Source organism: Gryllotalpicola sp. CP2-P1, from assembly GCF_057512245.1.
This window is the reverse complement of sequence record NZ_JBLRDT010000019.1, coordinates 1-24,052: the sequence shown is the minus strand read 5'-3', so window position 1 is coordinate 24,052 and position 24,052 is coordinate 1. Positions and strand designations below refer to the sequence as shown.

24 protein-coding genes are annotated in these 24,052 nt (G+C 69.2%); 15 read left to right on the top strand and 9 right to left on the bottom strand.

Annotation, left to right across the window (positions count from 1 at the left end; genetic code table 11):
• The coding region (locus ACM2XV_RS03035) for a class I SAM-dependent methyltransferase (protein ID WP_487025910.1) at positions 1 to 708 on the bottom strand (708 nt) is incomplete at its 3' end.
• Positions 709 to 850: 142 nt separating this feature from the next.
• On the opposite strand from ACM2XV_RS03035, the gene groES reads away from it, so the two are divergent.
• The 3 genes from groES (at position 851) to ACM2XV_RS03020 (ending at position 3,569) form a co-directional block, all read left to right on the top strand.
• Positions 851 to 1,147 carry a co-chaperone GroES gene (gene groES / locus ACM2XV_RS03030; RefSeq protein WP_120788474.1) on the top strand — a complete coding sequence of 99 codons (297 nt, stop codon included), beginning with the start codon at positions 851 to 853 and terminating at the stop codon, positions 1,145 to 1,147.
• A gap of 136 nt (positions 1,148 to 1,283) precedes the next feature.
• On the top strand, positions 1,284 to 2,207 hold the full coding sequence (gene rarD, locus ACM2XV_RS03025; protein ID WP_344776341.1) for an EamA family transporter RarD: 924 nt from the start codon (positions 1,284 to 1,286) through the stop codon (positions 2,205 to 2,207).
• Positions 2,208 to 2,309: 102 nt separating this feature from the next.
• Complete coding sequence (locus ACM2XV_RS03020; RefSeq protein ID WP_344776338.1) at positions 2,310 to 3,569, top strand: ABC transporter substrate-binding protein; 1,260 nt, start codon at positions 2,310 to 2,312, stop codon at positions 3,567 to 3,569.
• Positions 3,570 to 3,720: 151 nt separating this feature from the next.
• Here ACM2XV_RS03020 and ACM2XV_RS03015 read toward each other — a convergent pair whose 3' ends face one another.
• From ACM2XV_RS03015 to ACM2XV_RS03000, 4 genes are read right to left on the bottom strand one after another with little or no spacing between them, the layout of a single operon-like run.
• Positions 3,721 to 4,485: an ABC transporter ATP-binding protein gene (locus ACM2XV_RS03015; protein ID WP_344776336.1), complete on the bottom strand. Its 765-nt coding sequence runs from the start codon at positions 4,483 to 4,485 to the stop codon at positions 3,721 to 3,723.
• Positions 4,482 to 5,423: an ABC transporter ATP-binding protein gene (locus ACM2XV_RS03010; protein WP_487025912.1), complete on the bottom strand. Its 942-nt coding sequence runs from the start codon at positions 5,421 to 5,423 to the stop codon at positions 4,482 to 4,484. Before ACM2XV_RS03010 ends, ACM2XV_RS03015 begins: the two co-directional genes overlap by 4 nt.
• Before the next feature lie 43 nt (positions 5,424 to 5,466).
• Positions 5,467 to 6,441, bottom strand: coding sequence for a branched-chain amino acid ABC transporter permease (locus ACM2XV_RS03005; RefSeq protein ID WP_344777237.1), 975 nt, complete (start codon positions 6,439 to 6,441; stop codon positions 5,467 to 5,469).
• Positions 6,442 to 6,454: 13 nt separating this feature from the next.
• A complete protein-coding gene (locus ACM2XV_RS03000; RefSeq protein WP_344776334.1) occupies positions 6,455 to 7,846 on the bottom strand; it encodes a branched-chain amino acid ABC transporter permease in 1,392 nt (463 codons plus the stop codon).
• Between the two features lie 285 nt (positions 7,847 to 8,131).
• Between ACM2XV_RS03000 and guaB the strand changes: the two genes are divergently transcribed.
• Both guaB and ACM2XV_RS02990 read left to right on the top strand, forming a co-directional pair.
• On the top strand, positions 8,132 to 9,634 hold the full coding sequence (gene guaB / locus ACM2XV_RS02995) for an IMP dehydrogenase (RefSeq protein ID WP_344776332.1): 1,503 nt from the start codon (positions 8,132 to 8,134) through the stop codon (positions 9,632 to 9,634).
• Positions 9,635 to 9,821: 187 nt separating this feature from the next.
• Positions 9,822 to 10,814: an LLM class F420-dependent oxidoreductase gene (locus ACM2XV_RS02990; protein WP_344776330.1), complete on the top strand. Its 993-nt coding sequence runs from the start codon at positions 9,822 to 9,824 to the stop codon at positions 10,812 to 10,814.
• 118 nt (positions 10,815 to 10,932) lie between these two features.
• Here ACM2XV_RS02990 and ACM2XV_RS02985 read toward each other — a convergent pair whose 3' ends face one another.
• A complete protein-coding gene (locus ACM2XV_RS02985) occupies positions 10,933 to 12,099 on the bottom strand; it encodes a MalY/PatB family protein (RefSeq protein WP_487025909.1) in 1,167 nt (388 codons plus the stop codon).
• Between the two features lie 39 nt (positions 12,100 to 12,138).
• Between ACM2XV_RS02985 and ACM2XV_RS02980 the strand changes: the two genes are divergently transcribed.
• The gene (locus ACM2XV_RS02980; protein WP_487025908.1) at positions 12,139 to 13,260 is read left to right on the top strand and encodes a GuaB3 family IMP dehydrogenase-related protein; all 1,122 of its coding nucleotides are present in this window, start codon (positions 12,139 to 12,141) and stop codon (positions 13,258 to 13,260) included.
• 15 nt (positions 13,261 to 13,275) lie between these two features.
• On the opposite strand, the gene ACM2XV_RS02975 is transcribed toward ACM2XV_RS02980, so the two are convergent.
• Positions 13,276 to 14,637, bottom strand: coding sequence for a hypothetical protein (locus ACM2XV_RS02975; RefSeq protein ID WP_487025907.1), 1,362 nt, complete (start codon positions 14,635 to 14,637; stop codon positions 13,276 to 13,278).
• Positions 14,634 to 15,242 carry an RNA polymerase sigma factor gene (locus tag ACM2XV_RS02970; RefSeq protein WP_344776322.1) on the bottom strand — a complete coding sequence of 203 codons (609 nt, stop codon included), beginning with the start codon at positions 15,240 to 15,242 and terminating at the stop codon, positions 14,634 to 14,636. Before ACM2XV_RS02970 ends, ACM2XV_RS02975 begins: the two co-directional genes overlap by 4 nt.
• A gap of 176 nt (positions 15,243 to 15,418) precedes the next feature.
• On the opposite strand from ACM2XV_RS02970, the gene ACM2XV_RS02965 reads away from it, so the two are divergent.
• From ACM2XV_RS02965 to guaA, 5 genes are read left to right on the top strand one after another with little or no spacing between them, the layout of a single operon-like run.
• The gene (locus tag ACM2XV_RS02965; RefSeq protein ID WP_344776321.1) at positions 15,419 to 15,952 is read left to right on the top strand and encodes a cation:proton antiporter regulatory subunit; all 534 of its coding nucleotides are present in this window, start codon (positions 15,419 to 15,421) and stop codon (positions 15,950 to 15,952) included.
• A 2-nt stretch (positions 15,953 to 15,954) separates the two neighbouring features.
• Positions 15,955 to 17,367 carry a cation:proton antiporter gene (locus tag ACM2XV_RS02960; protein ID WP_487025906.1) on the top strand — a complete coding sequence of 471 codons (1,413 nt, stop codon included), beginning with the start codon at positions 15,955 to 15,957 and terminating at the stop codon, positions 17,365 to 17,367.
• Positions 17,330 to 18,229 carry an SURF1 family cytochrome oxidase biogenesis protein gene (locus ACM2XV_RS02955; protein WP_487025905.1) on the top strand — a complete coding sequence of 300 codons (900 nt, stop codon included), beginning with the start codon at positions 17,330 to 17,332 and terminating at the stop codon, positions 18,227 to 18,229. Before ACM2XV_RS02960 ends, ACM2XV_RS02955 begins: the two co-directional genes overlap by 38 nt.
• Positions 18,230 to 18,233: 4 nt before the next feature.
• Entirely contained in the window at positions 18,234 to 18,770 is a 537-nt protein-coding gene (locus ACM2XV_RS02950; RefSeq protein ID WP_344776317.1) for a DUF3817 domain-containing protein, read from the top strand.
• The gene (gene guaA, locus ACM2XV_RS02945) at positions 18,766 to 20,367 is read left to right on the top strand and encodes a glutamine-hydrolyzing GMP synthase (protein ID WP_487025911.1); all 1,602 of its coding nucleotides are present in this window, start codon (positions 18,766 to 18,768) and stop codon (positions 20,365 to 20,367) included. Before ACM2XV_RS02950 ends, guaA begins: the two co-directional genes overlap by 5 nt.
• Before the next feature lie 169 nt (positions 20,368 to 20,536).
• On the opposite strand, the gene ACM2XV_RS02940 is transcribed toward guaA, so the two are convergent.
• Positions 20,537 to 21,253 carry an SDR family NAD(P)-dependent oxidoreductase gene (locus ACM2XV_RS02940; protein WP_344776315.1) on the bottom strand — a complete coding sequence of 239 codons (717 nt, stop codon included), beginning with the start codon at positions 21,251 to 21,253 and terminating at the stop codon, positions 20,537 to 20,539.
• Positions 21,254 to 21,356: 103 nt separating this feature from the next.
• Between ACM2XV_RS02940 and ACM2XV_RS02935 the strand changes: the two genes are divergently transcribed.
• The 4 genes from ACM2XV_RS02935 to ACM2XV_RS02920 form a co-directional block, all read left to right on the top strand.
• Positions 21,357 to 22,199: a helix-turn-helix transcriptional regulator gene (locus ACM2XV_RS02935; protein ID WP_487025904.1), complete on the top strand. Its 843-nt coding sequence runs from the start codon at positions 21,357 to 21,359 to the stop codon at positions 22,197 to 22,199.
• A 103-nt stretch (positions 22,200 to 22,302) separates the two neighbouring features.
• Positions 22,303 to 22,755, top strand: coding sequence for a YciI family protein (locus ACM2XV_RS02930; RefSeq protein WP_487025903.1), 453 nt, complete (start codon positions 22,303 to 22,305; stop codon positions 22,753 to 22,755).
• 5 nt (positions 22,756 to 22,760) lie between these two features.
• Positions 22,761 to 23,201, top strand: a complete 441-nt coding sequence (locus ACM2XV_RS02925) for a YciI family protein (protein WP_487025902.1) — start codon at positions 22,761 to 22,763, stop codon at positions 23,199 to 23,201.
• A gap of 33 nt (positions 23,202 to 23,234) precedes the next feature.
• Positions 23,235 to 24,052 (top strand): RNA polymerase sigma factor (locus ACM2XV_RS02920; protein ID WP_487025901.1); only part of this gene is annotated, 818 nt, incomplete at its 3' end.

Sequence of the window (24,052 nt, the reverse complement as noted above, 5' to 3'; positions counted from 1 at the left end):
CTCGACGACCTGGCCGCCGAACGACACCCACTGCGCCTCGGCCGAGCCCGGGATGAGCTCGCGGTCGAACCCGGGGCCGAGCTTGACGCCCACGGGCATCCGGCTCGCGGCATTGAACACCCAGTCGAGCGACGGCGACCAGTCATCGGAATCGGTGAGGCGGCGGGTGTCGCTGTGGCCCGCCGTGCGGCGGGCGGGGTCGAGCCAGAGCCCGTCGGCCCGTGCGATGTCGAAGGACTCGGCGTCGCCTTGCTCGACGGCGGCGTCGGGGAAGGGAGCGAGGTTGTACGACGCGATCGCGGCCGTCACCTCGTCGCGATCGAGCGCGGTCACCTCGAGTCCGAGGGCGGCGAGGGCCATTGCGTCGCCCCCGATTCCGCAGCCCAGATCGGCGACCCGGCGGATGCCCGCTGCGCGGTACCTCGCCGCGTGCCGCGCCGCGACCGCGAGCCGGGTGGCCTGCTCGAGACCCGCTTCGGTGAACAGCATGCGCCCGGCGAACTCGGCGAACTTGCCGTGCGGCCCGCCGGCCTTCGCGCGCAGCTTCGCCTGCGTCAGCACCGCGGCGACGAGGGCGGGGGAATGCCCCTCGGCGCGCAGGGCGGCCACGAGCTTCACCACGTCGCGCTGCGACTCGTAGGGCGGCAGCGAGTCGAGGAGCGTCAGCCCCTCGGGGCTGAGGAGTTCGACGAGTTCGTCGCGAAGCATCCGCTCACCTCGTCCTGCGTGCGTCACATTTGGCACTCGCCTTGCAGGAGTGCCAGAGGGGGTCCTAGACTCGGCTTAGCACACTCGGTATGAGAGTGCTAACCCATGTCTTGAAGTACACCGTACAAGAAAGAGGTCTACCGTGTCGGTCTCCATCAAGCCGCTCGAGGATCGCATCGTGATCAAGCAGGTCGAGGCAGAGACGACCACTGCGTCGGGTCTCGTGATCCCCGACTCCGCGAAGGAGAAGCCGCAGGAGGGCGAGGTCCTGGCCGTGGGCCCCGGCCGCATCGACGACAACGGCAACCGCGTTCCGCTCGACGTCGCCGTCGGCGACCGCGTGATCTACTCGCGCTACGGCGGCACCGAGGTCAAGTACAACAACGAGGAGTACCTCGTGCTGTCGGCCCGCGACGTGCTCGCGGTGGTGGTCCGCTGACCGCGTCAGCGACAACGTTCGTGCGCTGAGTCGCACCACGTCGGTGGAGCCCGGGCTATGGCCTGGGCTCCACTTTTTTGCAGGTGGACCGGCCGCCGCGGCGTGGCAGGCCCCGTTCCGCCCGTAGTTTTGGAGGATGGCGCCCCGCGAGCACGACACGACCAGAAGCGGCCTGCTGTTCGGCTTCGGTGCCTACCTCATCTGGGGCATGCTGCCCCTCTACTTCCTTCTGCTCGCCCCGGCCGGCCCGTTCGAGATCGTCGCCTGGCGCATCATCTGGTCGCTCGGCTTCTGCGCGATCGCGCTGACCGCCACGCGCGGCTGGGCGCGGCTGTGGGCGCTCGTGCGCAGGCGCCGCATCCTCTTCACGCTGGCCGGCGCCGGCATCCTGATCTTCATCAACTGGCAGACGTACGTGTACGCCACGTCCTCCGGCCAGGTCGTCGAGGCCGCGCTCGGCTACTTCATCAACCCCATCGTGCTCGTCTTCCTCGGCGTGATCGTGCTGCGCGAGCGGCTGCGCCCGCTGCAGTGGGCGGCCGTCGGCATCAGCATCGTGGCGGTCGTCGTGCTCACGATCGCCTATGGCGCGTTCCCATGGATCGCGCTGACGCTGGCGTTCTCATTCGGGCTCTACGGCTTCGTCAAGAAGCAGGTGGGCGGCGAGGTGGATGCCCTCTCGGGCCTCACCATCGAGTCGGCGTGGCTCGTGCCGGTCGCCGTCGTCGAGCTGATCGTCGTCGGCACGACGGGCGGCGGCGTGGTCTTCGGCACCGCGGGCGCGGGCAACACGGTGCTGCTCGTGCTCGCCGGTGTGATCACCGCGGTGCCGTTGCTGCTGTTCGCCTCGGCGGCACGTCGTCTGCCGCTCGTCTACATGGGCCTGCTGCAGTACCTGACGCCGATCATCCAGTTCATCATCGGCGTCGCGGTCGAGCACGAGCAGATGGAGCCGGCGCGCTGGGTCGGCTTCATCGTGATCTGGGGCGCCCTCGTCCTGCTCACGATCGACCTGCTGCGGGCGTCGCGCGGGTCGCGGCGCGCCTTTACACGACCGTAACGCCCCGGAACCATCCCCGCTCTTTTCGGCGCATAGCGTGACGAGGCAACGGGGCTTCACCTTGCCCCGTGAGTCACGCACACATTCCTCGTAAGGAGCAGCATGAGCAGCTCGCATTCCCGGCGTCTCGCCGTCGGAGCCATCGCCACGGCCGGGGCTGTCGCCCTCGTCCTGAGCGGTTGCTCGTCCAGCCCGTCGTCGACGTCCGGCTCGAAGGACCTGACGCTCAAGATCGGAACCATCCTGCCGCAGACCGGCACGCTGGCCACCCTGGGGCCGCCCGCGATCGAGGCCACCAACCTCGCGGTCGCCGACATCAACAAGGCCGACAAGGGCATCAAGCTCGACATCACGCAGAAGGACTCCGGCGACACCTCGACGAACATCGCGACGAACTCCGTCACGGCCCTGCTCGCGCAGAACGTCGACGCGATCATCGGCGCCGAGTCGTCGTCGGTCACCCTGACGGTGATCAAGCAGGTGACCGGCGCGAAGGTGCTCGAGTTCTCGCCGGCGAACACGTCGCCCGACCTGTCCGACGAGAGCCTCGACAACGGCTACTTCTGGCGTGACGCCCCCTCCGACGTGCTGCAGGGCAAGGTGCTCGGCGAGAAGGTCGCGAAGGACGGGCACACGAACGTGAGCATCCTCTACCAGAACGACTCCTACGGTAAGGGCCTGCACGACAACGTCGAGAAGGCGCTCGAGGGTCAGGGCGCGAGCATCGCGGCCGACGTCGCCTTCGACCCGAACGCGACCGACTTCTCGGCCGAGGTCAACAAGGTCCTCGCGCCCAAGCCCGACGCGCTCGTGCTGATCAGCTTCGACCAGATCAAGAAGATCGTGCCGCAGCTCAAGACGGCCGGCTTCGACTTCCACAACCTCTACGGCACCGACGGCAACTTCGGCGTGATCGACCCGACCACGAAGGACGTTCCGAGCATCGAGGGCGCTCAGTTCACGAACCCGGGCGTGCAGACCTCAGACGACCTGAAGAGCCGCCTGCAGGCGCAGGCCAAGAAGGACGGCGCCAAGGAGCTGCAGGCCTGGTCCTACGCCCCCGAGTCGTACGACGGTGTCGTGGTGCTCGCCCTCGCCGCGCTCAAGGGCGGCGCGACCGACGGCACGACGCTCAAGAACAACCTGCGCGCCGTGACCACCGGCAAGACCGACTGCAAGACGTTCGCCGACTGCGCGGACGCTCTCAAGGACGGCAAGTCGATCCACTACCAGGGCCTGTCGGGGCCGATCTCGTTCCAGAAGAACGGTGACCCGGGCCAGGCGTACATCTCGATCTACAAGTACAACGCTGACAACTCGAACTCGTTCGAGGACTCGCAGTTCGGCGACCTGACCAAGTAAGGCCGCTCGAGAAGGGCCCCGGCTTCGGCCGGGGCCCTTTCCTGTGCGCTCGTTCTCTGCGGCGGGCGGGTTCGCGCGCGGCGCGCACATGCGAAGAGCGGATGCCTTCCGGCATCCGCTCTTCGTCGCATCGAATCGAATCGCTCGGCGCTCAGCCGCCCACGACCGGCGCGCTGTGCGTGGCCGTGTGGTCGGTCGCGAGGGTGCCGAGGTAGAGCTCGATCACCTTGGGGTCGTTCAGCAGCTCGCGGCCGGGGCCGGAGTACGCGTCCTTGCCCTGGTCGAGCACGTAGCCGCGGTGGCAGATCTGCAGGGCGCGCCGGGCGTTCTGCTCGACGAGCAGCACCGAGACGCCGGCGCGGTTGATCTGGGCCACGTTGATGAACGTCTCGTCCTGGCGCACGGGCGACAGGCCGGCGGACGGCTCGTCGAGCAGCAGCACCTGCGGGTCCATCATGAGCGCACGGCTCATCGCGACCATCTGCCGCTCGCCGCCCGAGAGGGACCCGGCCCGCTGGCCGAGGCGCTTGCCGAGCTCGGGGAACAGCGCCGTCACGAAGTCGATGCGCTCGCGGTAGGCCTTGGGCCGCTGGTACGACCCCATCTCGAGGTTCTCCTGAATGGTGAGCGACGGGAAGACGTTCGCGTTCTGCGGCACGAAGCCGACGCCCCGCGAGACGAGCTTCTCGGCCTTGAGCCCCGTGATGTCCTGCCCGCCGAGCACGACCGAGCCGCTGCGGATGGAGACCTGGCCGAACACGGCCTTGAGCAGGGTCGACTTGCCGGCGCCGTTCGGGCCGATGATGCCGACCATCTCGCCCTTCTTCACCGTCACCGAGCAGCCGTTCAGGATGTTGACCCCGGGCAGGTAGCCGGCGACCAGGTCGGTCGTCTGCAGCGCGATCTCTTCGCTCACTTCGAGCCTCCCTCGGTGGCGTCCTCGGTCTCTTCCTCGGCTTCTTCCTCGAGCTCCTCTTCGATCTGCTCGATCAGCTCGTCGGAGATGCCGACCTCTTCGGCGATGGCCAGCTGGCCCGTGAGCGTGCCGAGGTCGGTGTCGTGGTGCGCGCCGAGGTACGCGTCGATGACGGCCTGGTCGGCCATCACCTCGCGAGGGTAGCCCTCTGCGACGACCTTCCCCTCGGCCATGACGATCACCCAGTCGGCGATGGTCTGCACCATGTGCATGTCGTGCTCGACGAACAGCACGGTCATGCCGCTGTCCTTCAGCCCGAGGATGTGGCCGAGCAGCGACTGCGTGAGCGCGGGGTTCACGCCGGCCATAGGCTCGTCGAGCATCACCAGCGTCGGGTCGCTCATGAGCGCCCGGGCCATCTCGAGCAGCTTGCGCTGCCCGCCGGAGAGCGAGGCCGCGTAGTCGGATGCCTTCGTGTCGAGCTTGAAGCGGGCGAGCAGCTCCATCGCCTTGTCGGTGATCTCGGACTCGCGCCGGCTCCACAGGAACGGCATCAGCGACGGCAGGAAGCGCTCGCCGAGCTGGCCCGTCGCACCGAGGCGCATGTTCTCGAGCACCGAGAGCAGGCCGAGCGACTTCGTGAGCTGGAAGGTGCGCACCATGCCGCGGCGCGCCACCTTGTAGGCCGGAACCCCCGCGAGATCGCTGCCGTCGAACGTCCAGGTTCCGGCGTTGGGGCGGTCGAAGCCCGTGAGCAGGTTGAAGAACGTCGTCTTGCCGGCGCCGTTGGGGCCGATCAGCGCCGTGATCTTCCCGCGGGGGATCTCGACGTGCTCGACATCGACAGCGGTGTTGCCGCCGAACTGGCGCGTGACTCCGTCGGCGATGAGGATCGGGTCGACCTTGGGAACGCCGGGCCGGATCGGCTCGGTGACGATGGGCGCGGCATCCGCTGCCGGCGCCTGAGCGAACGCGGTCTCGTCAGACACTGAAATGCGCCTCCTTCTTCTTGCCGAAGATGCCCTGTGGTCTGAAGATCACGAGCAGCATCAGCGCGATGCCGACGATGATGAAACGCACCGGGCCCTGCTGCACCTGCGAGAGCGGCAGCACGTGGGTCGCCGCGAGGATGCCGATGAAGCCGTCGGACAGGTTGAGCACGACCCAGAAGATGATCGAGCCGATGATCGGCCCCAGCACAGTCGTCGCGCCGCCGAGCAGCATGATCGTCCACAGGAAGAAGGTCGTCTGGGTGCCGTAGTTGTTGGGCTGCAGCGATGTCGGGATGATGTTGATGATCGCGCCGAGCGTGCCGAGGATGCCGCCGATGATGAGCGCTTGCAGCTTGAACGCGTAGACGTTCTTCCCGAGCGAGCGCACGGCGTCCTCGTCTTCGCGGATGCCCTTGACGATGCGGCCCCACGGGCTGCGCATCAGCTGCCAGACGAACAGTGCGGCCAGCGCGACGAGCACCCAGCCGACCACGATGACCCAGATGTCGTCGTTGGTGTAGGGCACGACGCCGATCTTGTAGACGCGGTCGGGGAACGGGTTGAGCTTCTCGAAGCCCGCCTCGGCGCCGTTGATGCCGTCGGAGCCGCCGGTGAACGCGGTGAGGTCGGGCGTCTGCACCGTGTATCTGATGATCTCGGCCGCGGCGATCGTGACGATCGACAGGTAGTCGGCGCGCAGCCGCAGCGTCGGGATGCCGAGCAGGAACGCGAACGCCGTCGCGCCGATCAGCGCCGCGAGGATCGACGCCCACAGTGGGAAGCCAAAGCGGGTCGCCGTGATCGCGAAGAAGTACGCGCCGACCGACATGAAGCCCGCCTGGCCGAAGTTGAGCAGGCCGGTGAAGCCGAAGTGCACCGACAGGCCGAGGGCGGCGAGGGCGAACGCGATCGTCTGCGGCGAGATGATCTGGTTCAGCGTGAGGGGGAGGAAGGTCCAGTCCAGCATTGCGTCGTCCTTACCCGATCCGGTCCTTCTTGCCGAGGATGCCCTGGGGCCTCACCAGCAGGATGACGATCATGGCGATCAGCGCTGCGACGAACTTCAGGTTCGCCGGCAGCCAGATCGCCGAGACATTGATGAAGAGGCCGATCACGAGCGAGCCGACCAGGGCGCCGTAGGCCGTTCCGAGGCCGCCGAGGGTGACGGCGGCGAAGATGGCGAGCAGGATCTGCGCGCCCGAGTCCCACTGGATCGTCTGGTAGTAGGCGAGCAGGGCGCCGGCGAGGCCGGCGAGCGCACCGCCCGCCGTCCACACGATGCGGATCACGGATTCGACGTCGATTCCGGACGCCGCGGCGAGCGAGCGGTTGTCGGCGACGGCGCGGGTCGCTTTCCCGATGCGGGTGTTGCCGAGCAGCCAGGCGACGCCCAGCAGCACCACGATCGCAATGATCGCGGCCGAGACATCCGCACTGGTCAGATGGACCGGGCCGATGTTGATCGCCGCCGAGCTGTCCTGCGGGAGCAGCAGCGTTCCGGGCCCATAGAGGATCTGGAAGAGGTAGCGCACGGCCAGCGAAAGGCCGATCGAGACGATCATGAGCGGGATCAGGGCGACGCGCATGCGGCGCAGCGGCCGCCACAGGCCGAGATCCTGCACGAAGCCGAACGCGCCGCCCAGCACGGTCGCCACGATGATGGCGAGCCAGCCGGGCAGCGGCACGATGCTCGTGAAGGTGTAGGCCATCAGGCCGCCGAAAGTCACGAGCTCGCCGTGTGCGAAGTTGTTCAGCCCCGTCGTGCCGTAGATGAGCGAGACGCCGATCGAGGCGAGGGCCAGCAGCAGGCCGAAGATCAGGCCCGTCGCGAGCGCGGGCCAGATGCGGCGGCCGAAGTCACCGCTCTGCTTCTCGTCGGAGGCCTTCTCGTGGTCTGCCGTCGCCCCTGGGCTCGGCGTCGACGTCGCCTGCTGCTGTTGCTGCTGGGTGGCCGAGATGAAGATGTAGTTCGCGAGCACCTGCTTGTTGCCCGTGTCGACCTCGACGCTCCGCTCGGGCTTGAGCGCGCTCGGCAGGGCGAGGCCCGAGGGGACCTTGCTGACGTCGAGCTTGACGTCGAAGGTGCCGGGGCCGGGCAGGCCGACCTCGACGCGCCCGTCGGCGCCGGTCGAGACCGTCACATCGAAGCCGTTGCCGCTGACCTGGACGGGGATGCCGGGCAGCGGCTTCGCCGGCGGTGTGCTGTTGTCGCGGGCGACGACGAGGATCGACTCCTTCGCCGTCGCCGGGTCGATGGGGGTGCTGGCTGCCGCCGCCGGGCTCGCCGTGAGGCCGAGCGTGAGGGCGACGCCGACCGCTGCCGCGATCATGGTCGCAGCGCGGGCGAGGCGCCGTCGGGTCGTGGGCACTCGACCTCCTGGGTGCGATGGGCGTGAATGCGTACCGAGAAGCTATGGCTCGGATGTATCAGCCGTGTTTCCGGCATGTGCACGTTGAAGGCATCCGCGGGCCCATCGCAGCCCATCGCGTCGGCTCGTGCGCGTGCGGGCGCGTCACGCGCGCCCGCGCCCGCGTCACGCGCGTCGCGCCCGCGGGAATCAACTCGCAGGGGCATCCGTTACCATTCAATGAATCCCCGACGGCGTGTTGTGCACGGGGATTTTTCGGTTGGCGCGCGATCACTTAGGGGTGTCATGGACCAGGCAGATCCGTTCGGTTTCGTCGGATTGACTTACGACGACGTCATGCTCCTGCCCGGGGCCACCGACGTCATCCCGTCCGAGGCGGAGACCGCCTCGCGGCTCACCAAGCGGATCACGGTCAATGCGCCGCTCCTGTCCGCCGCGATGGACACCGTCACCGAGGGGCGCATGGCCATCGCCATGGCGCGCGCCGGCGGCATCGGCATCATCCACCGCAACATGTCCATCCAGGACCAGGCCGAGTTCGTCGACAAGGTGAAGCGCTCCGAGTCGGGCATGATCACCAACCCCGTGACGACCACCCCCGACGCCACGGTCGCCGAAGTCGACCGCCTCTGCCGCGACTTCCGCGTCTCGGGCCTTCCCGTCGTCGACGCCGAGGGCACTCTGGTCGGCATCATCACCAACCGCGACATGCGCTTCGTCTCGCCGTTCGAGGCCGAGACGACCCGGGTCGCCGACGTCATGACGCGGATGCCGCTCGTCACCGCCCCCGTCGGCATCGACCCCGACCACGCGCTCGCGCTGCTCGCGCAGCACAAGATCGAGAAGCTGCCCCTCGTCGACGAGGGCGGCAAGCTCAAGGGCCTCATCACCGTCAAGGACTTCGACAAGTCCGAGAAGTACCCGCTCGCCACGAAGGACGAGGCCGGCCGCCTGCGCGTCGGCGCCGCCATCGGCTTCTTCGGCGACGCGTGGGACCGCGCGACCACCCTGATGGAGGCCGGTGTCGACGTGATCGTCGTCGACACCGCCAACGGCGAGAGCCGCGGCGAGCTCGAGATCATCGCGCGCATCAAGAGCGACCCCGCGTTCGCGAACGTCGACGTGATCGGCGGCAACGTCGCGACCCGCTCGGGCGCGCAGGCGCTCATCGAGGCCGGGGCGGATGCCGTGAAGGTCGGCGTCGGGCCGGGGTCGATCTGCACCACCCGCGTCGTCGCGGGTGTGGGCGTTCCCCAGGTGACGGCCGTCTACGAGGCATCCCTCGCGGCGCGCGCGGCCGGCGTGCCGCTCATCGCCGACGGCGGGCTGCAGTACTCCGGCGACATCGGCAAGGCGCTCGTCGCCGGTGCCGACACCGTCATGATCGGGTCGCTGCTCGCCGGCACCGACGAGGCGCCCGGCGACATGATCTTCGTCAACGGCAAGCAGTTCAAGACGTACCGCGGCATGGGGTCGCTCGGCGCCCTGCAGACCCGCGGCAAGAAGACCTCGTACTCGCGCGACCGCTACTTCCAGGCCGATGTGCCGAGCGACGACGCGCTGATCGCCGAGGGCATCGAGGGCAAGGTGCCCTACCGCGGAGCCGTCAACTCGGTGGTCTACCAGCTGCTCGGCGGCCTGCGTCAGACGATGTTCTACGTCGGCGCGCGCACGATTCCCGAGCTCAAGGCCAAGGGCAAGTTCGTGCGCATCACGCCGGCCGGCCTCAAGGAGAGCCACCCGCACGACATCCAGATGGTCGTCGAGGCGCCGAACTACCGGAAGTAGCCTTCGTCCCGCTGCAACTAGTTCCCGTTCCGGACGTATCCGCCCGCTGCCGCGGGCGCGGCTGTCCGGAACGGGAACTTGTTCGTGGGGCATCCGCACGGCACCGTGCAAACCCGCGTGAGATGGAAACGTTTCCGTTCCGCGCGAGATAGTTCACACGCCTGAATCGAATCGATACGATCGCGACATGCGATTCGGACTCTTCGTTCCCCAAGGCTGGCGTCACGACCTGGTCGGCATCGACCCCGCAGAGCACTGGGCGGTGATGAACGGCCTCGCTCAGCACGCGGATGCGAACGAGCAGTGGGAGTCGATCTGGGTCTACGACCACTTCCACCCGGTGCCCGTGCCGACCGACGAGGCCGTGCACGAGGCCTGGTCGCTGATCTCGGGCTTCGCCGCGGCGACCAAGCGGGTGCGCCTCGGCCAGATGTGCACCTGCATGGGCTACCGCAACCCCGGCTACCTCGCGAAGGTCGCGACGACCGCCGACATCATCTCGGGCGGCCGCGTCGAGATGGGCATCGGCGGCGGCTGGTACGAGCACGAGTGGCGCGCGTACGGCTACGGATTCCCCGAGATCGGCGAGCGCCTCGGGCGGCTGCGCGAGGGCGTCGAGATCATGAAGCAGGCCTGGACGACGGGCACGGCGACGCTCGACGGGAAGTACTACCAGGTCGACGGCGCCCTGTTCCACCCGCAGCCCCTGCAGAAGCCCGGCATCCCGTTCTGGATCTCGGGGGGTGGCGAGAAGGTCACGCTCAAGATCGCCGCGCAGTACGCGCAGTACACGAACTTCGCGGGCGACCCCGAGGGCTTCGCGCGCAAGAGCGCGATTCTCAAGGACCACTGCGAGAAGCTCGGCACCGACTTCGACGCGATCGTGCGCTCGGCCAACTACAACGTCATGGTCGGCGAGTCGCAGGCCGACATCGACCGCCAGCTCGACGAGCTCGAGGCGCGCGTGCGCCCCTACCTCGGCGACGCGACCGACGGGTTCATCGGCGAGTACCGCAGCGAGAACGCGCTGGCGGTCGGGACGCCCTCGCAGATCGTCGAGCGACTGCAGAAGCAGGCGGAGGCGGGCCTCGGCTACGCGATCTTCTACTTCCCGAACGCCGCGTACTCGACCGACGCGATCGAGCTGTTCGAGAAGGAAGTCCTGCCGCAGCTTTCGTAGCGCCGACCCAAGGACCGCCCGTTGCGCTGCTCGGATCCTCTCCGCGCCGCTCGGATCCGAGCAGCGTCGAGCGGATTCGAGCAGCGCAACCGCGTGAGGGGAGAGATCGGGCGGATGCCTACGCGGCAGCCGCAGCCGCGGCCGCGAGGCGGTCGACCGCCTCGACCAGAAGCTCGGGGGCGCACGCGATGTTCATGCGCGCGAACCCCTGGCCCTGCCGGCCGAAGTGCGGGCCGTTCGAGAGGGCGACGCCGGCCTTGCGGCGCAGCACGCGCGCGGGATCCTCGCCCCAGCCGTACTCGTTCAGGTCGATCCAGGCGAGGTAGCTCGCGTGCGGCTCGCGGTAGCGCGCGAGCGGCAGCTTCTCGGCGAGCTGCTGCGTCAGCAGCCGGCGGTTAGCCTCGATGGCGGCGATCGTGCCGTCGAGCCAGTCGCGCCCTTCGCTCAGGCCGACGCGCGTCGCGATGGCCCCGAAAAGACCGGTGCGGTAGACGACCTCTTCCGGCAGGGAGCGGATCAGCGCACGCATCCGATCGCCCGCGGCCACGAACAGCGCGCACTTGAGCCCCGCCAGATTGAACGCCTTGCTCGCGGAGTGCGCGGCGATGCCGTGCTCGCGCGCGGCATCCGACACGTCCAGATAGGGCGTGAAGGCGGCATCCGTATGCGTCAGCGGCCCGTGGATCTCGTCGCTCACGACGAACGCGCCGTGCCTCTCGACGATCGCCGACAGCTGCTCGAGCCGCTCGCGCGAGTGCACGAGGCCGAGCGGGTTGTGCGGGTTGCAGAGCAGGATGCCGCGGGCACCGGCCGCGAGCGCGGCGTCGATGCCCTCGAGATCGAGCGCCCAACTCTCGCCGTCGTCGACGAGCGGAACCTCGACGACCGTGCCGCCCGCCTCCGGCACGAACTGGAAGAACGGCGGATAGACCGGTGAGGTGATGATGACGCCGTCGCCGGGCTCGATGAGACGGCGCAGCGACTCGACGACCACGACGCTCACGTCGGTCGTGGTCTGCATGTATTCGGGTGACGGATGCCAGTCCCAGCGGTCCGCGGCGAAGTCGGCCAGCGCCCGCGCCGCCGCCCGGCCGCCGGAGCGCGGGTCGACGTAGCCCGTGTCGCCCAGTTCGACCGCCTCGTGCAGGGCGACCTTGATGACGGGGGCGAGCGGGTAGTCCATCTCGGCGACGAACATCGGCAGCATGTCGTCGCCGAACGCCCGCCACTTCGAGCTCGTGCGCTGCCGAAGACGATCGAGAGGTTCCGCGCGAGTGGGCTCCATGGGGCCAGCCTATTTCGGGGCGGTCGCTAGGCTGTCAAGGTGACAGAGATCGAGATCGGCGTCAGCAAGCGCGGCCGTCGGGTGTACGCGTTCGACGATGTGGCCGTGGTGCCGAGTCGACGCACCCGCGACCCCGAGAACGTCAGCGTCACCTGGCAGATCGACGCGTTCACCTTCGAGACGCCGATCATCGCGGCGCCCATGGACTCGGTCGTCTCACCGGCCACCGCGATCAAGATCGGTGAGCTGGGCGGCCTCGGCGTGCTCGACCTCGAGGGCCTGTGGACCCGCTACGAGGACCCGGAGCCCCTGCTCGCCGAGATCCGCTCGCTGCCGGTCGAGAGCGCGACGCAGCGCATGCAGCAGATCTACTCGGAGCCGGTGAAGGCCGAGCTGATCCGTGACCGGCTGGCCGAGATCCGCGCGGCGGGGGTCACCGTCGCCGGCGCGCTCAGCCCGCAGCGCACCCAGCAGTTCTATGAGACGGTGCTCGCCGCCGGCGTCGACCTGTTCGTGATCCGCGGCACGACGGTGAGCGCCGAGCATGTCGCCAAGCAGCGCGAGCCCCTCAATCTCAAGAAGTTCATCTACGAGCTCGACGTGCCGGTCATCGTGGGCGGAGCCGCGACCTACACCGCGGCCCTGCACCTCATGCGCACGGGCGCGGCCGGTGTGCTCGTCGGCTTCGGCGGGGGAGCGGCCTCGACGACGCGCCTCGTCACCGGCATCCACGCCCCCATGGCGACCGCGGTCGCCGACGTGGCGGGCGCACGCCGCGATTACCTCGACGAGTCGGGCGGCCGCTACGTGCACGTCATCGCCGACGGCGGGCTCGGCAGCTCGGGCGACGTCGTGAAGGCCATCGCCTGCGGGGCGGATGCCGTCATGCTCGGCTCGACGCTCGCGCGCGCCTCTGAGGCGCCCGGCGGCGGCTGGCACTGGGGCGCCGAGGCGCACCACCCCGAGCTGCCGCGCGGCCACCGCGTGCAGGTCGGAACGGTCGGCTCGCTCGAAGAGGTTCTCTACGGCCCGGCGGCGGTCGCCGACGGCACCGCGAACCTGATCGGCGCGCTGCGGCGCTCGATGGCGACCACCGGCTACTCCGACCTCAAGGAGTTCCAGCGCGTCGAGGTCGTCGTCGCGCCGTACCTCGGGGGCTGAACCCGAGCTCGGGCGTCATCGCCGAGTCGATTCGGCGATCGCCTCGAGCTCCGCGAGCGCAGTGGTCGCGCCGACCGAGCTGTTCCCCATCGGCTGGATGACGGTAACCATCGCCCCGTCGATGACCGCGTCCGCCCAGCATCCCACGTTGCCCATGCATGCGTAGCGTGCGGCATCGAGACCGGGGACGCCTGCGGTGGAGAGCTGCGTGATCGTGACCGGGGCGGATACGGCGTCTTCGGACGCGAGGGGGACGTCCCACGCCCAGGAGCCTGCGCCCGGAACCACCACCACAGTCGGAGCATCGGCGTTACCCGAGTAGCAGGAGAAGGCTCCGCTTTGCTTCGTCGCATACCCGAAGCCGGGCAGATACGCGTCCGTGCCATCCGTGCCGGCATCGAAGGTGTAGGCGGGGTTTGCGATGCGCGCAGAGAGTGCCCTGGTGAACGCGGCGCAGTCGGTCATGCCGGTCCACCTCGACGCGGGAGTCGACACGGCCTGGGGAGGAGTCCCTTGCGCGGTGACCCTGGCAATGACCGAGCGAGCGAGTGCGGCGAGGCCGTCGGCGTAGGCCGCCGGTTCGGGCTCGTGCCCAGCCGTGGACGACGCTCGCACCGTGAACCATATTCCGTCGCTCAGAACGTCGAGTTCGCATCCGGAAAGGGCATCGGTGTGCGCGCACCGGGTAAAGCTGTCGTCTCCAATGGAAGTGGAGGCGAGGTGGGTGTAGTCGGCGCTACTCACCGACTGTGCTTTCGCCTCCTGGAACGCGCTGGCTGCGTCCGGCAGCACGGCGAGCTGGATTCCCCATATCGACTGAGTCGCTTCGCCATGCCAGCGGCAGGAGTAGTAGCCCGATTCAGCGGCGGCGATGTTGGAGATCAGCGCCGGAGGAGCAACGTTCTCCCCGGGCGCAACGCTGGCGGCGGTCACGGAGGATCCCGTGGGCGGATTGACGCCGTATGACAGCGGCGCGAGCGGTTGAAGAGTCAGGCCGGGCGCGAACGACGCAAGGACCGTCGGATCGAACTGCTCACTGCACGGCAGGTCGAACGCCGCCGGGGCGGGCGTGGTTGTCGGCGTCAGCGTCAGCGTCGGCGAAGGCGTCGGCGCTGTGGCGCTTTCCTGTTCGTGGGTGGCGGTCGGCGCCGGCGCCGGGGCGGCGGCGAGCCACTGGGGCGCTTTCAGTACGCCGGCGGCCATGGCGACCGACGTGCCGCCCGCCAGCACGACGAGCAGGCCGAGCGTGCCCCCGATGGTCCACCCGCGGCGGCGCCTCACTGCGGCCTGGTCCGCGGCGATCGCCTGGTGGATGTTCGCCTTCATGCGAGAGATCTGCGCGTCGGTCGGCCCGAGCGGGGTCTGGTTCTCGTTCATGCCCGGCCTCCGTTCTGGTAGTCCTTGAGATCGCCGCGCAGCGCCTTGCGCACGCGGCTCAGGCGGTTCCGGACCGCCCCGTGGGTGAGGCCCAAGCGGGCGGCGGCGTCGGCGTAGCCCACTCCGTCCTCGATGCACAGCCGGTAGATCGCCTGATCGGACTCGGACAGGCCCGCGACGGCGGCCGCGATCGCGTCGGCGAGCCGAGACTGCTCGAAGCGCTCCTCGGCGGTGGGGCCGGCATCGGGCCGGGCCTCGAGCTCGGCCTCCGCCAGATGCGCCTGGCGTGCGGCATCCGATCGCAGCCGGTTCAGGGCGACGTAGCGCGCCGTCGCAAGCAGCCACGGCAGCAGGGATTCGACCAGCTCGATGGATGCCGCGCGCCGCCACAGCGTCACGAAGACCTCCTGCGTGATCTCCTCCGCGTCGGGGGTCGACCTGACCCGCGCCAGCGCTGCCCGGTAGACGGTGCGAACGTGGCGCTCGTAGAGCAGGTCGAAGGCGTCGCTGTCCTTGGCGACGAGACGGCGGAGCAACCCGATGTCGGTGCCGGGCTCGGCCAGCAGCGCCGCCGCCGGGCTTCCGCCCCCCTGTGAATCGCTCATACCCGAATAGTGTCGCGGTCGGCCCGATCGTCTCGGGCAGGACCACCCCACCTTTGGGTGGGGGCGAGCCGCGTCAGGGCGGGGCGGGCGCAACTGGCGCTGTGGGAGCTCACATCATCACCGCACAGCCCTTGCCTAGACTGGTCGGACCGCCAAACGCATGAGGAGTGCACGACATGGTCGACGTCCGACGAGTGAAGCTGCCCGGGGTGGGGGTGCTGCACAGCTTCGTCGCCGAAGACGGCGGGAAGATCGGGGTGATCGCGCACCGCAGCGGCGCCAACGACCTCATCACCTTCAGCGACGCAGAGAACCCTGACGAGGTCACCAAGATCAGCATCCGCCTCAACGAAGACGAGGCGCACACGCTCGCCGAGCTGCTCGGCGGCACGCAGATCACCGAGAGCCTCGCGGCGCTCGACCAGATCCCGGGGCTGTCGATCGACTGGTTCACCGTCGACTACGACGACCACATCGCGGGCCAGCCGCTCGGCGCGCCCGCCGACCACGGCCTCATCGGCCTGACCGTCGTCGCGGTCGTGCGCGGCGAGGCCGCCAACCCGGGGCCGGGCCCCGACTTCAAGGTCTTCCCGGGCGACACCCTCGTCGTCGCGGGCAGCCCCGAGAAGGTCGCGAAGGCCTTCGAGTTCTTCCGCACGGGCACCGTGGCCGCGCGCCAGGCGCTCTCCGACGCCCCGCCCGGGACCTGACCGTGGACGCCGCGGCCCTGCTTGCTGCCGCATCGGGCGGTCACGGTGATCTCGCCGAGAACCTGATCACCCTCGGCATCCTGTTCCTCATCGCGTACGTGCTGGGGCGCCTGGCGCGTCGCATCGGGCTGCCCGCGATCCCCGTGTACATGGTCGTCGGACTGCTCGCGAGCCCGCACACGCACGTCTTCCCGCTCGATTTCGAAGCTGCGGATGTCCAGCTGATCGCCGTCTTCGGCCTGCTGCTGCTGCTCTTCAGCCTCGGCCTGGAATTCGATCAGGACGAGTTCTTCGGCAACCTGAACCGGCTCCTGATCTCCGGCGGCTCCTACGTCGCGATCAACCTCGGCGCGGGCATCGCGTTCGGCTTCTGGGTCGGCTGGGGCACGCGCGAGGCGCTGATCATCGCCGGCATGACGGCGACCTCGTCGAGCGCCATCGTCACGAAGCTGCTGATCGAGCTGCGCCGGCTGACGAACGACGAGACGCCCATGATCCTCGGCGTCACCGTCATCGAGGACATCTTCATCGCGATCTACCTCGCCATCGTCTCGGCTGCGCTCAGCCATGCCGCGGGATTCTGGCCGATCGTGCTGCGGCTCGCCATCGACTTCGTCTTCATCGTCGTCATGTTCTCGATCGCGCGCTGGGGCGGCAGATATGTCTCGCGCCTGCTGCAGACGAAGGACGACGAGCTCTTCACGGTGCTCTTCTTCGGCCTCGCCGTCGTGTTCGGCGGCATCGGCGAGCTCATCGGCGTCACCGACGCGATCGGCGCGTTCCTCATCGGTGTCGTGCTCGGCGCGACGCGCTACCACGGCCGAATAGAGCGCGTCACGGTTCCGCTGCGCGACATCTTCGCGGCCTTCTTCTTCCTGAACTTCGGGCTCGATCTCGACATCGCCAAGTTCCCGCAGGTGACCTGGGTCGTGATCGCCGCGGTCGTGCTGACGATGCTGCTGAACTTCGGCGCGAGCCAGCTGATCGCCTGGATGAACAAGATGGACTTCACCGCCGCGGTGAACACCTACGTCATCCTGCAGAACCGCGGCGAGTTCGTGCTGATCCTCGCGACGCTCGCGGTCGGGGCGGGTCTCGACTCTCGCCTCACCCCCTTCGCCGGCCTGTACGTGCTCATCATGGCGATCCTCGGGCCGCTGCTCGCGGCGAACTCCGACCGCTTCAACGCGCTGGTCAAGCGCGGCCGCCAGCGCGCTGCGAAGAGGCGGGAAGCGCGGCGCGCTGCGCGCGAGGAGACGGCGCCAGCGGGTGATTCCCAGCTTGCCAATGGCCCGACGGTGTCGAATAGGGAGCAGCCGCACGCCATCGATCGGCTGGTCGACGAGGCGATGCTGGCGACCGACTCGGATTCCGGCCATGAGGCCGACGCACGAAAGCAGCCCGAAGATCTCTGACCACGCCCCGCATCCCGGCGACCTGACGCTCTTCCAGGTCATGCGCCGCCCGCGCTGGATCGGCGTGCTCGTCGTCGCGCTCGCGATCGCGGCGGCCTTCGCGTACCTCGGCAAGTGGCAGCTCACCCGCGCCGTCGAGGCGCGCCAGGTCGGCCCGCAGGTCACCGAGACGACGCACCAGCTCCACGACGTGCTGCACCCCGGGAAGGCGATCGCGAACGACCGGGTCGGGCAGCTGGTGACGGTCCGCGTCACCACGGTGCCCGCCGACTACACGCTCATCCAGGATCGCGACAACAACAGCGGGCGCAGAGGGTGGTGGGTCGTCGGGCACGCGGTCGTCGCCGACGGGCCCGATGCCGGCGCCCATCTCGCCGTCGCGCGGGGCTTCACCGCCAGCCGCGCGGTCGCGCTCGCCGTTCAGCAGCGGCTCGCCGCGGCGTCCCCCGAGCAGCTCGAGATCGCCGGCCGCATCCAGCCGACGGACCCCCCTCAGCAGCCCGAGGACAGCCTCGACGGCGACCCGCCGATGATGAAGGACATGGCCGTCGCCATCCTGATCAACCACTGGTCGGGCCTCGGTGACAGCCCGAAGTTCTTCGAGGCCTACCTCGTCGCGAGCGACCACGTTCCCGACGGCCTCGTGCCGATCTACGCGCCGCCGCCCATCCAGCAGAAGTCGATCGACTGGCTCAACGCCTTCTACGCCGCCGAGTGGGCCGTCTTCGCAGGCTTCGCCGTGTACCTCTGGTACCGCCTGGCGAAGGATGCCTGGGAGCGCGAGGTCGAGGACCAGCTCGCTCTCCGCGAGGGCTCCGACGAGGCATCCGATCAACCCACAGCACGGCAGAAAGTAGACTAGGAACATGCCGCAGGCCAGTGCCCCGTCCACCGAAGACGGGACGTATCTCGCCCGCCTGTGGGAGCAGCTGCGCAGCGTCAAGGGCGCCCGGCCGCGCCCCGCTGACCTGCCGAAGGTGCCCGCGGCCCTGCGCCTCTATCAGGTGACCGCCTGGATCACGGGTGTCATGCTGCTGCTGCTGTGCGCCGAGATGGTCATCAAGTACGGCTTCGGGCACTGGGTCTACGCCTTCCAGCCCGGCGAGCCGATCATCTCGTTCCCGCTCGTCAATGCGGCGACCGATCCGTACCAGCAGGGCGTCAACCTCTCCATCGCAGTGCTGATCGCCCACGGCTGGCTCTACGTGCTCTACCTGTTCGCCGACTTCCGCCTGTGGAGCCTGATGCGCATGCCCTTCACGAAGTTCGTGCAGATCGCGCTCGGCGGCGTCATCCCGTTCATGTCCTTCATCGTCGAAGGCCTGATCACCAAGCAGGTCCGCACCTACCTCGCCGAGCACGCACCGGCGCCCGCCCCCGTCACCGCAGGAGGACAGGATTAGCACGCAAGAGAGCACCGAAACGTCGCAGCTGGAGGAGCGCCCGGTTCTCGTCGTCGACTTCGGCGCGCAGTACGCGCAGCTGATCGCGCGGCGGGTGCGCGAGGCATCCGTCTACTCCGAGATCGTGCCGCACACGATCACCGCGGCAGAGGTGGCGGCGAAGAACCCGGCAGGCATCATCCTCTCGGGCGGCCCGTCGTCGGTCTACGAAGACGGCGCGCCCGCGTTCGACTCCCGCGTGTTCGACCTCGGCATCCCGACGCTCGGCATCTGCTACGGCTTCCAGGTCATGGCGCAGGCGCTCGGCGGCGAGGTCGCGCAGACCGGGCGCCGCGAATACGGGGCGACGGATGTCTCGGTGTCGGCGCCTCAGAGCACGCTGCTCGACGGCCAGCCGACCGAGCAGATCGCGTGGATGTCGCACGGCGACTCCGTCTCTCGCGCCCCCGAAGGCTTCGAGGTGCTCGCCTCGACCCTGTCGACCCCCGTCGCCGCGTTCGCGAGCGACGAGAGGAAGTTCTACGGCGTGCAGTGGCACCCCGAGGTGAAGCATTCGCAGTACGGCCAGAGCGTGCTCGAGAACTTCCTGCACCGTGCCGCCGGCATCCCCGCCGACTGGAACAGCGAGAACGTCATCGAGACGCAGGTCGCGCGCATCCGCGAGCAGGTCGGGAACGCGCGCGTGATCTCGGCGCTGTCGGGCGGCGTGGATTCCGCCGTCTCGACCGCCATCGTGCACAGGGCCGTCGGCGACCAGCTGACCGCGGTGTTCGTCGACCACGGCCTGCTGCGCAAGGGCGAGCGCGAGCAGGTCGAGAAGGACTACGTCGCCTCGACCGGTGTGCGCCTCATCACGGTCGACGCGGCCGACACGTTCCTCGGCCACCTCGAGGGCGTCACCGACCCCGAGCAGAAGCGCAAGATCATCGGCCGCGAGTTCATCCGCGCGTTCGAGAAGGTGCAGCGCGAGCTGGTCGCCGAGGCCGAGGCCTCCGGCGGAGAGCCGGTGAAGTTCCTCGTGCAGGGCACGCTCTACCCCGACGTCGTCGAGTCGGGCGGGGGCACCGGAACCGCGAACATCAAGAGCCACCACAACGTGGGCGGGCTTCCCGAGGACCTCGACTTCGAGCTCGTCGAGCCGCTGCGCACGCTGTTCAAGGACGAGGTGCGCGCGGTCGGGCGCGAGCTGGGGATTCCCGAGGCGATCGTCTCGCGCCAGCCGTTCCCCGGCCCGGGTCTCGGCATCCGCATCATCGGCGAGGTGACCCGCGAACGCCTCGAGATCCTGCGCGAGGCCGACGCGATCGCGCGCTCCGAGCTCACCGCGGCGGGCCTCGACGAGGCGATCTGGCAGTGCCCGGTCGTGCTGCTCGCCGACGTGCGCTCCGTGGGCGTGCAGGGCGACGGCCGCACCTACGGCCACCCCATCGTGCTGCGCCCGGTCTCTTCCGAGGACGCCATGACCGCCGACTGGACCCGCGTGCCCTACGAGGTGCTGGCCCGTATCTCGAACCGCATCACCAACGAGGTGCCCGAGGTCAACCGCGTGGTGCTCGACGTGACGTCGAAGCCGCCGGGGACCATCGAGTGGGAATGAAAGAAGCCGCCCGCGGGCGGCTTCTTTCGTTGTGTCGGCTGTTCGCGGTGCGCGCGAGCTGCGGCGTCCCTCTCGTTTCACTTGCATGAGGGAACAGGGTCAGCGCGGCGCAGAATCTGTTCCCTCATGCAAGTCGTACGAAGGGGACGTGCCGGAGCGGGGCGCCCCGTTACCAGCCGAGCTCGCCGTCGTCCTCCTGGAAGGTTCCCGTCGGGCCGTCGGCGCCGATCGTCGCGAGCTTCACGACGATCTTCGCGCTCTCGGACGCCGGGCGCCCGGGGTGGACCCCCGGCTCGCCGCCGCCGAGCTCGGTCGCGGTGACACCCGGCTCGATCGCGTTGAACTTCACCTCGGGCACGGCCTTCGCGTACTGCACGGTCAGCATCGAGACCGCCGCCTTGCTCGGCCCGTAGACGAGCGTGGGGAAGTGCGACGCCGGGCGCGAGTCCTCGTGCACGGCCCAGAACGAGCCGAGCGCGCTGCCCACGTTCACCACGACCGGGTTCGCCGACCGGCGCAGCAGCGGCAGCGCGGCCTGGGTGACCCGGATGATCCCGACGACGTTCGTGTCGAACACCGCGAGGGCGCTCGGCCCGTCGGTCTTCTCGGCGACGCCGTCTTCGCCGAACTCGTACGACGCGATGCCGGCGTTGTTGACGAGCACGTCGAGGCCGCCGTCCGCCTCGATCTGCCCGAGTGCAGCGGCGACCGAGGCGTCGTCGGTCACGTCGAGCTGCACGAAGCGCGCCCCGAGCTCCTCGGCGGCGGCGCGGCCGCGGCCCTCGTCGCGCGAGCCCACATAGACGGTGTGCCCGAGCGCGACGAGCTGCCGGGCGGTTTCCTTGCCGAGGCCCTTGTTGGCCCCGGTGATGAGTGTCGTTGTCATGCGAACCAGACTCGCCCGAGGCATCCGCTCTCAAACAGTCGTCCCTCTTTCGTAGGAACGGCAGGGCCATGCAACGGATGCCGGAGCGGCGCACACTGGGACGGTGGAGAATCGCGAGTTCGGTCAGGCCGTGCGACGGTGGCGCGATCGGGTCGCGCCCGAGGCCGTCGGTCTTCCGCAGGGCGGCCGCCGCCGCGCCGCGGGCCTGCGCCGCGAAGAGCTGGCCGGCCTCGCCGGCATCTCGGTCGACTACCTGACCCGGCTCGAACAGGGGCGCGCGACGTCGCCGTCCCTGCAGGTGCTCGAGGCGCTCGCCCGCGCCCTGCGGCTCAGCGACCCCGAGCGCGAGCTGCTGTTCCGCCTCGGCGGGCAGGTGGCTCCCGGCCCGGGCCTCGTCTCGTCGCGCATCCCCCCGAGCGTGCAGCGCCTGCTCGACCGGCTGACCATGAATCCGATCGTCGTCTACGACGCGATGTGGAATCTGATCGTGGCCAACGCGGGCTACGAGGCACTGACGGGCGCGAGCGCCTGGCACGGCATCGAGCGCAACGGCGTCTGGCGCAACGTGGTCGGGCCGGGGCCCGCTGCCGTGCACACTCCCGAGCAGCTCGCCGAGCAGCGCGAGGGCATCGTCTCCGACCTGCGGCTCACCGCCGCGAAGTACCCCGACGACCCGCGCGTCCATCGGCTGGTCGCCGAGCTGCGCCGTCAGAGCGTGCTGTTCGCGACGCTGTGGGACTCGGCCGAGCTGCGGGCGCACGAGGATCGCTCGCGCCACAAGTACTTCGACCACCCGTCGGTCGGCCGCATCGGACTCGACTGCGACACCTTCATCGTGGCGGGCGACGACCTGCGCATCATGGTCTACTCCGCAGAGCCCGGAAGCGAGGACGCGGAGCGGCTCGAGCTCGCGATCGTGCTCGGCACCCCGTCGCTCACGAACTGATCCGCACGTTTTTCCGGCGCGTTGTCGATCTGCGCCTTTCCCGTTCGACGCATCGGTGACAGGGTCGTGGCAAGAGCGACTCGCACACAAGGAAGGCTCACCGATGAGCACGTACATGCTGATCATGCGGACCGTCGACGAGGCGGCCGCGCAGCAGGCCATGGCAGACGCCGGCCTGGACTTCGAGAAGATGATCGAGACGATGGGCCGCTTCAATGAGGAGCTGTTCAACGCGGGGGTTCTCGTCAGCGCGGAAGGCCTCGCGGATGCGCAGCTCGGTGCTGTCGTCGACTATTCGACGACGCCCCCGGTCGTCACCGACGGCCCCTACGGCGAGACGAAGGAGCTGTTCAACGGCTACTGGCAGATCGACGTCCCGACGAAAGAGGCGGCGATCGAGTGGGCGCTCAAGGTGCCCGCCGGGCCGGGGGTCAAGACCGAGATCCGCCGCGTGCCCTCGATCGACGAGTTCCCGAGCGACAACCCCTGGATCCAGCGCGAGATCGAGTGGCGCAAGGAACTCCTGCGCCGCCAGCTCGCCAACGCGGAGGGCTGAGCGAAGTGCCCAAGTTCATTCTGATCATGCGCGGCACCGACGAGGCGAGGGCGGCATTCGAGCACATCGACTTCGCCGAGGTGCTCGAAGCGATGGGGAAGTACAACGAGTCGATGCTGAAGGCCGGCGTCCTGGTCGGCGGCGAGGGTCTGTCGTTCGAGCCGGGGCTCGTCGTCGACTTCGATCAGACGCCGCCGGTCGTCACGGACGGCCCCTACGGCGAGACGAAGGAGCTGTTCAACGGCTTCTGGATCCTCGACGTGCCGACCATCGAGGAGGCCGCGGAGTGGGCGAAGCGCGCCCCGCTGACCGCGGGCAACAAGCTCGAGATCCGCCGCATCCAGGGTCCGGAGGACTTCCCGCCCGACAACGAATGGGTGAAGAAGGAGCAGGAGTGGATCGAGCACGGCTACCGCGAACCCACGCAGCCCCCGACGGTTGAGTAGGCCGCTCTGCGGCCGCATCGAAACCCTCGCCCGATGTCAACAGACCAGGCATCCGCCCGCCGCGCCGTCGCCGCCGTCTGGCGCATCGAGTCCGCGCGGATCGTCGCGACGCTGACGCGCTACACGCGCGACTTCGCGCTCGCCGAAGACCTCGCGCAAGAGGCGCTCGCGGAGGCTCTCGCCGGGTGGCCGGTGCACGGAGTGCCGTCCAACCCGGGCGCCTGGCTCGTCGCGGTGGGCAAGCGGCGCGCGATCGACGGCTGGCGCCGCGACGCCGCGCGCGATGAGAAATATGCGCAGCTCGCCCGCGAGCGCGAGATCGACGAGACGGATGCCTCGAGCGGCACCCCCTGGGACCCCGACGCCATCGACGACGACGTGCTGCGTCTGGTGTTCATCGCGTGTCACCCGGTGCTGTCGCGCGAGGCATCCGTCGCCCTCACCCTGCGCACGGTGGGCGGCCTCACGACCGACGAGATCGCGCGCGCCTTCCTCGTGCCGGTCGCGACGGTGCAGCAGCGCATCGTTCGCGCCAAGAAGACACTCGCCGCCGCGGCGGTGCCGTTCGAGGTGCCGCCCCGCGACGAGTACCCGGCGCGGCTCTCGGCGGTGCTGTCGGTGCTCTACCTGATCTTCAACGAGGGCTACGCGGCCGCCTCCGGCCCGGAGTGGATGCGCGCCGACCTCGCCCGCGAGGCGCTGCGGCTCGCCCGCGTGCTCGCCGAGCTCGTGCCCCGCGAGCCCGAGGTGCACGGGCTCGCGGCCCTCATGGAGTTCCTAGTGGCGCGCTTCCCCGCGCGGGTCGACCGGGAGGGGCATCCGATTCTGCTCGCCGACCAGGATCGCTCGCG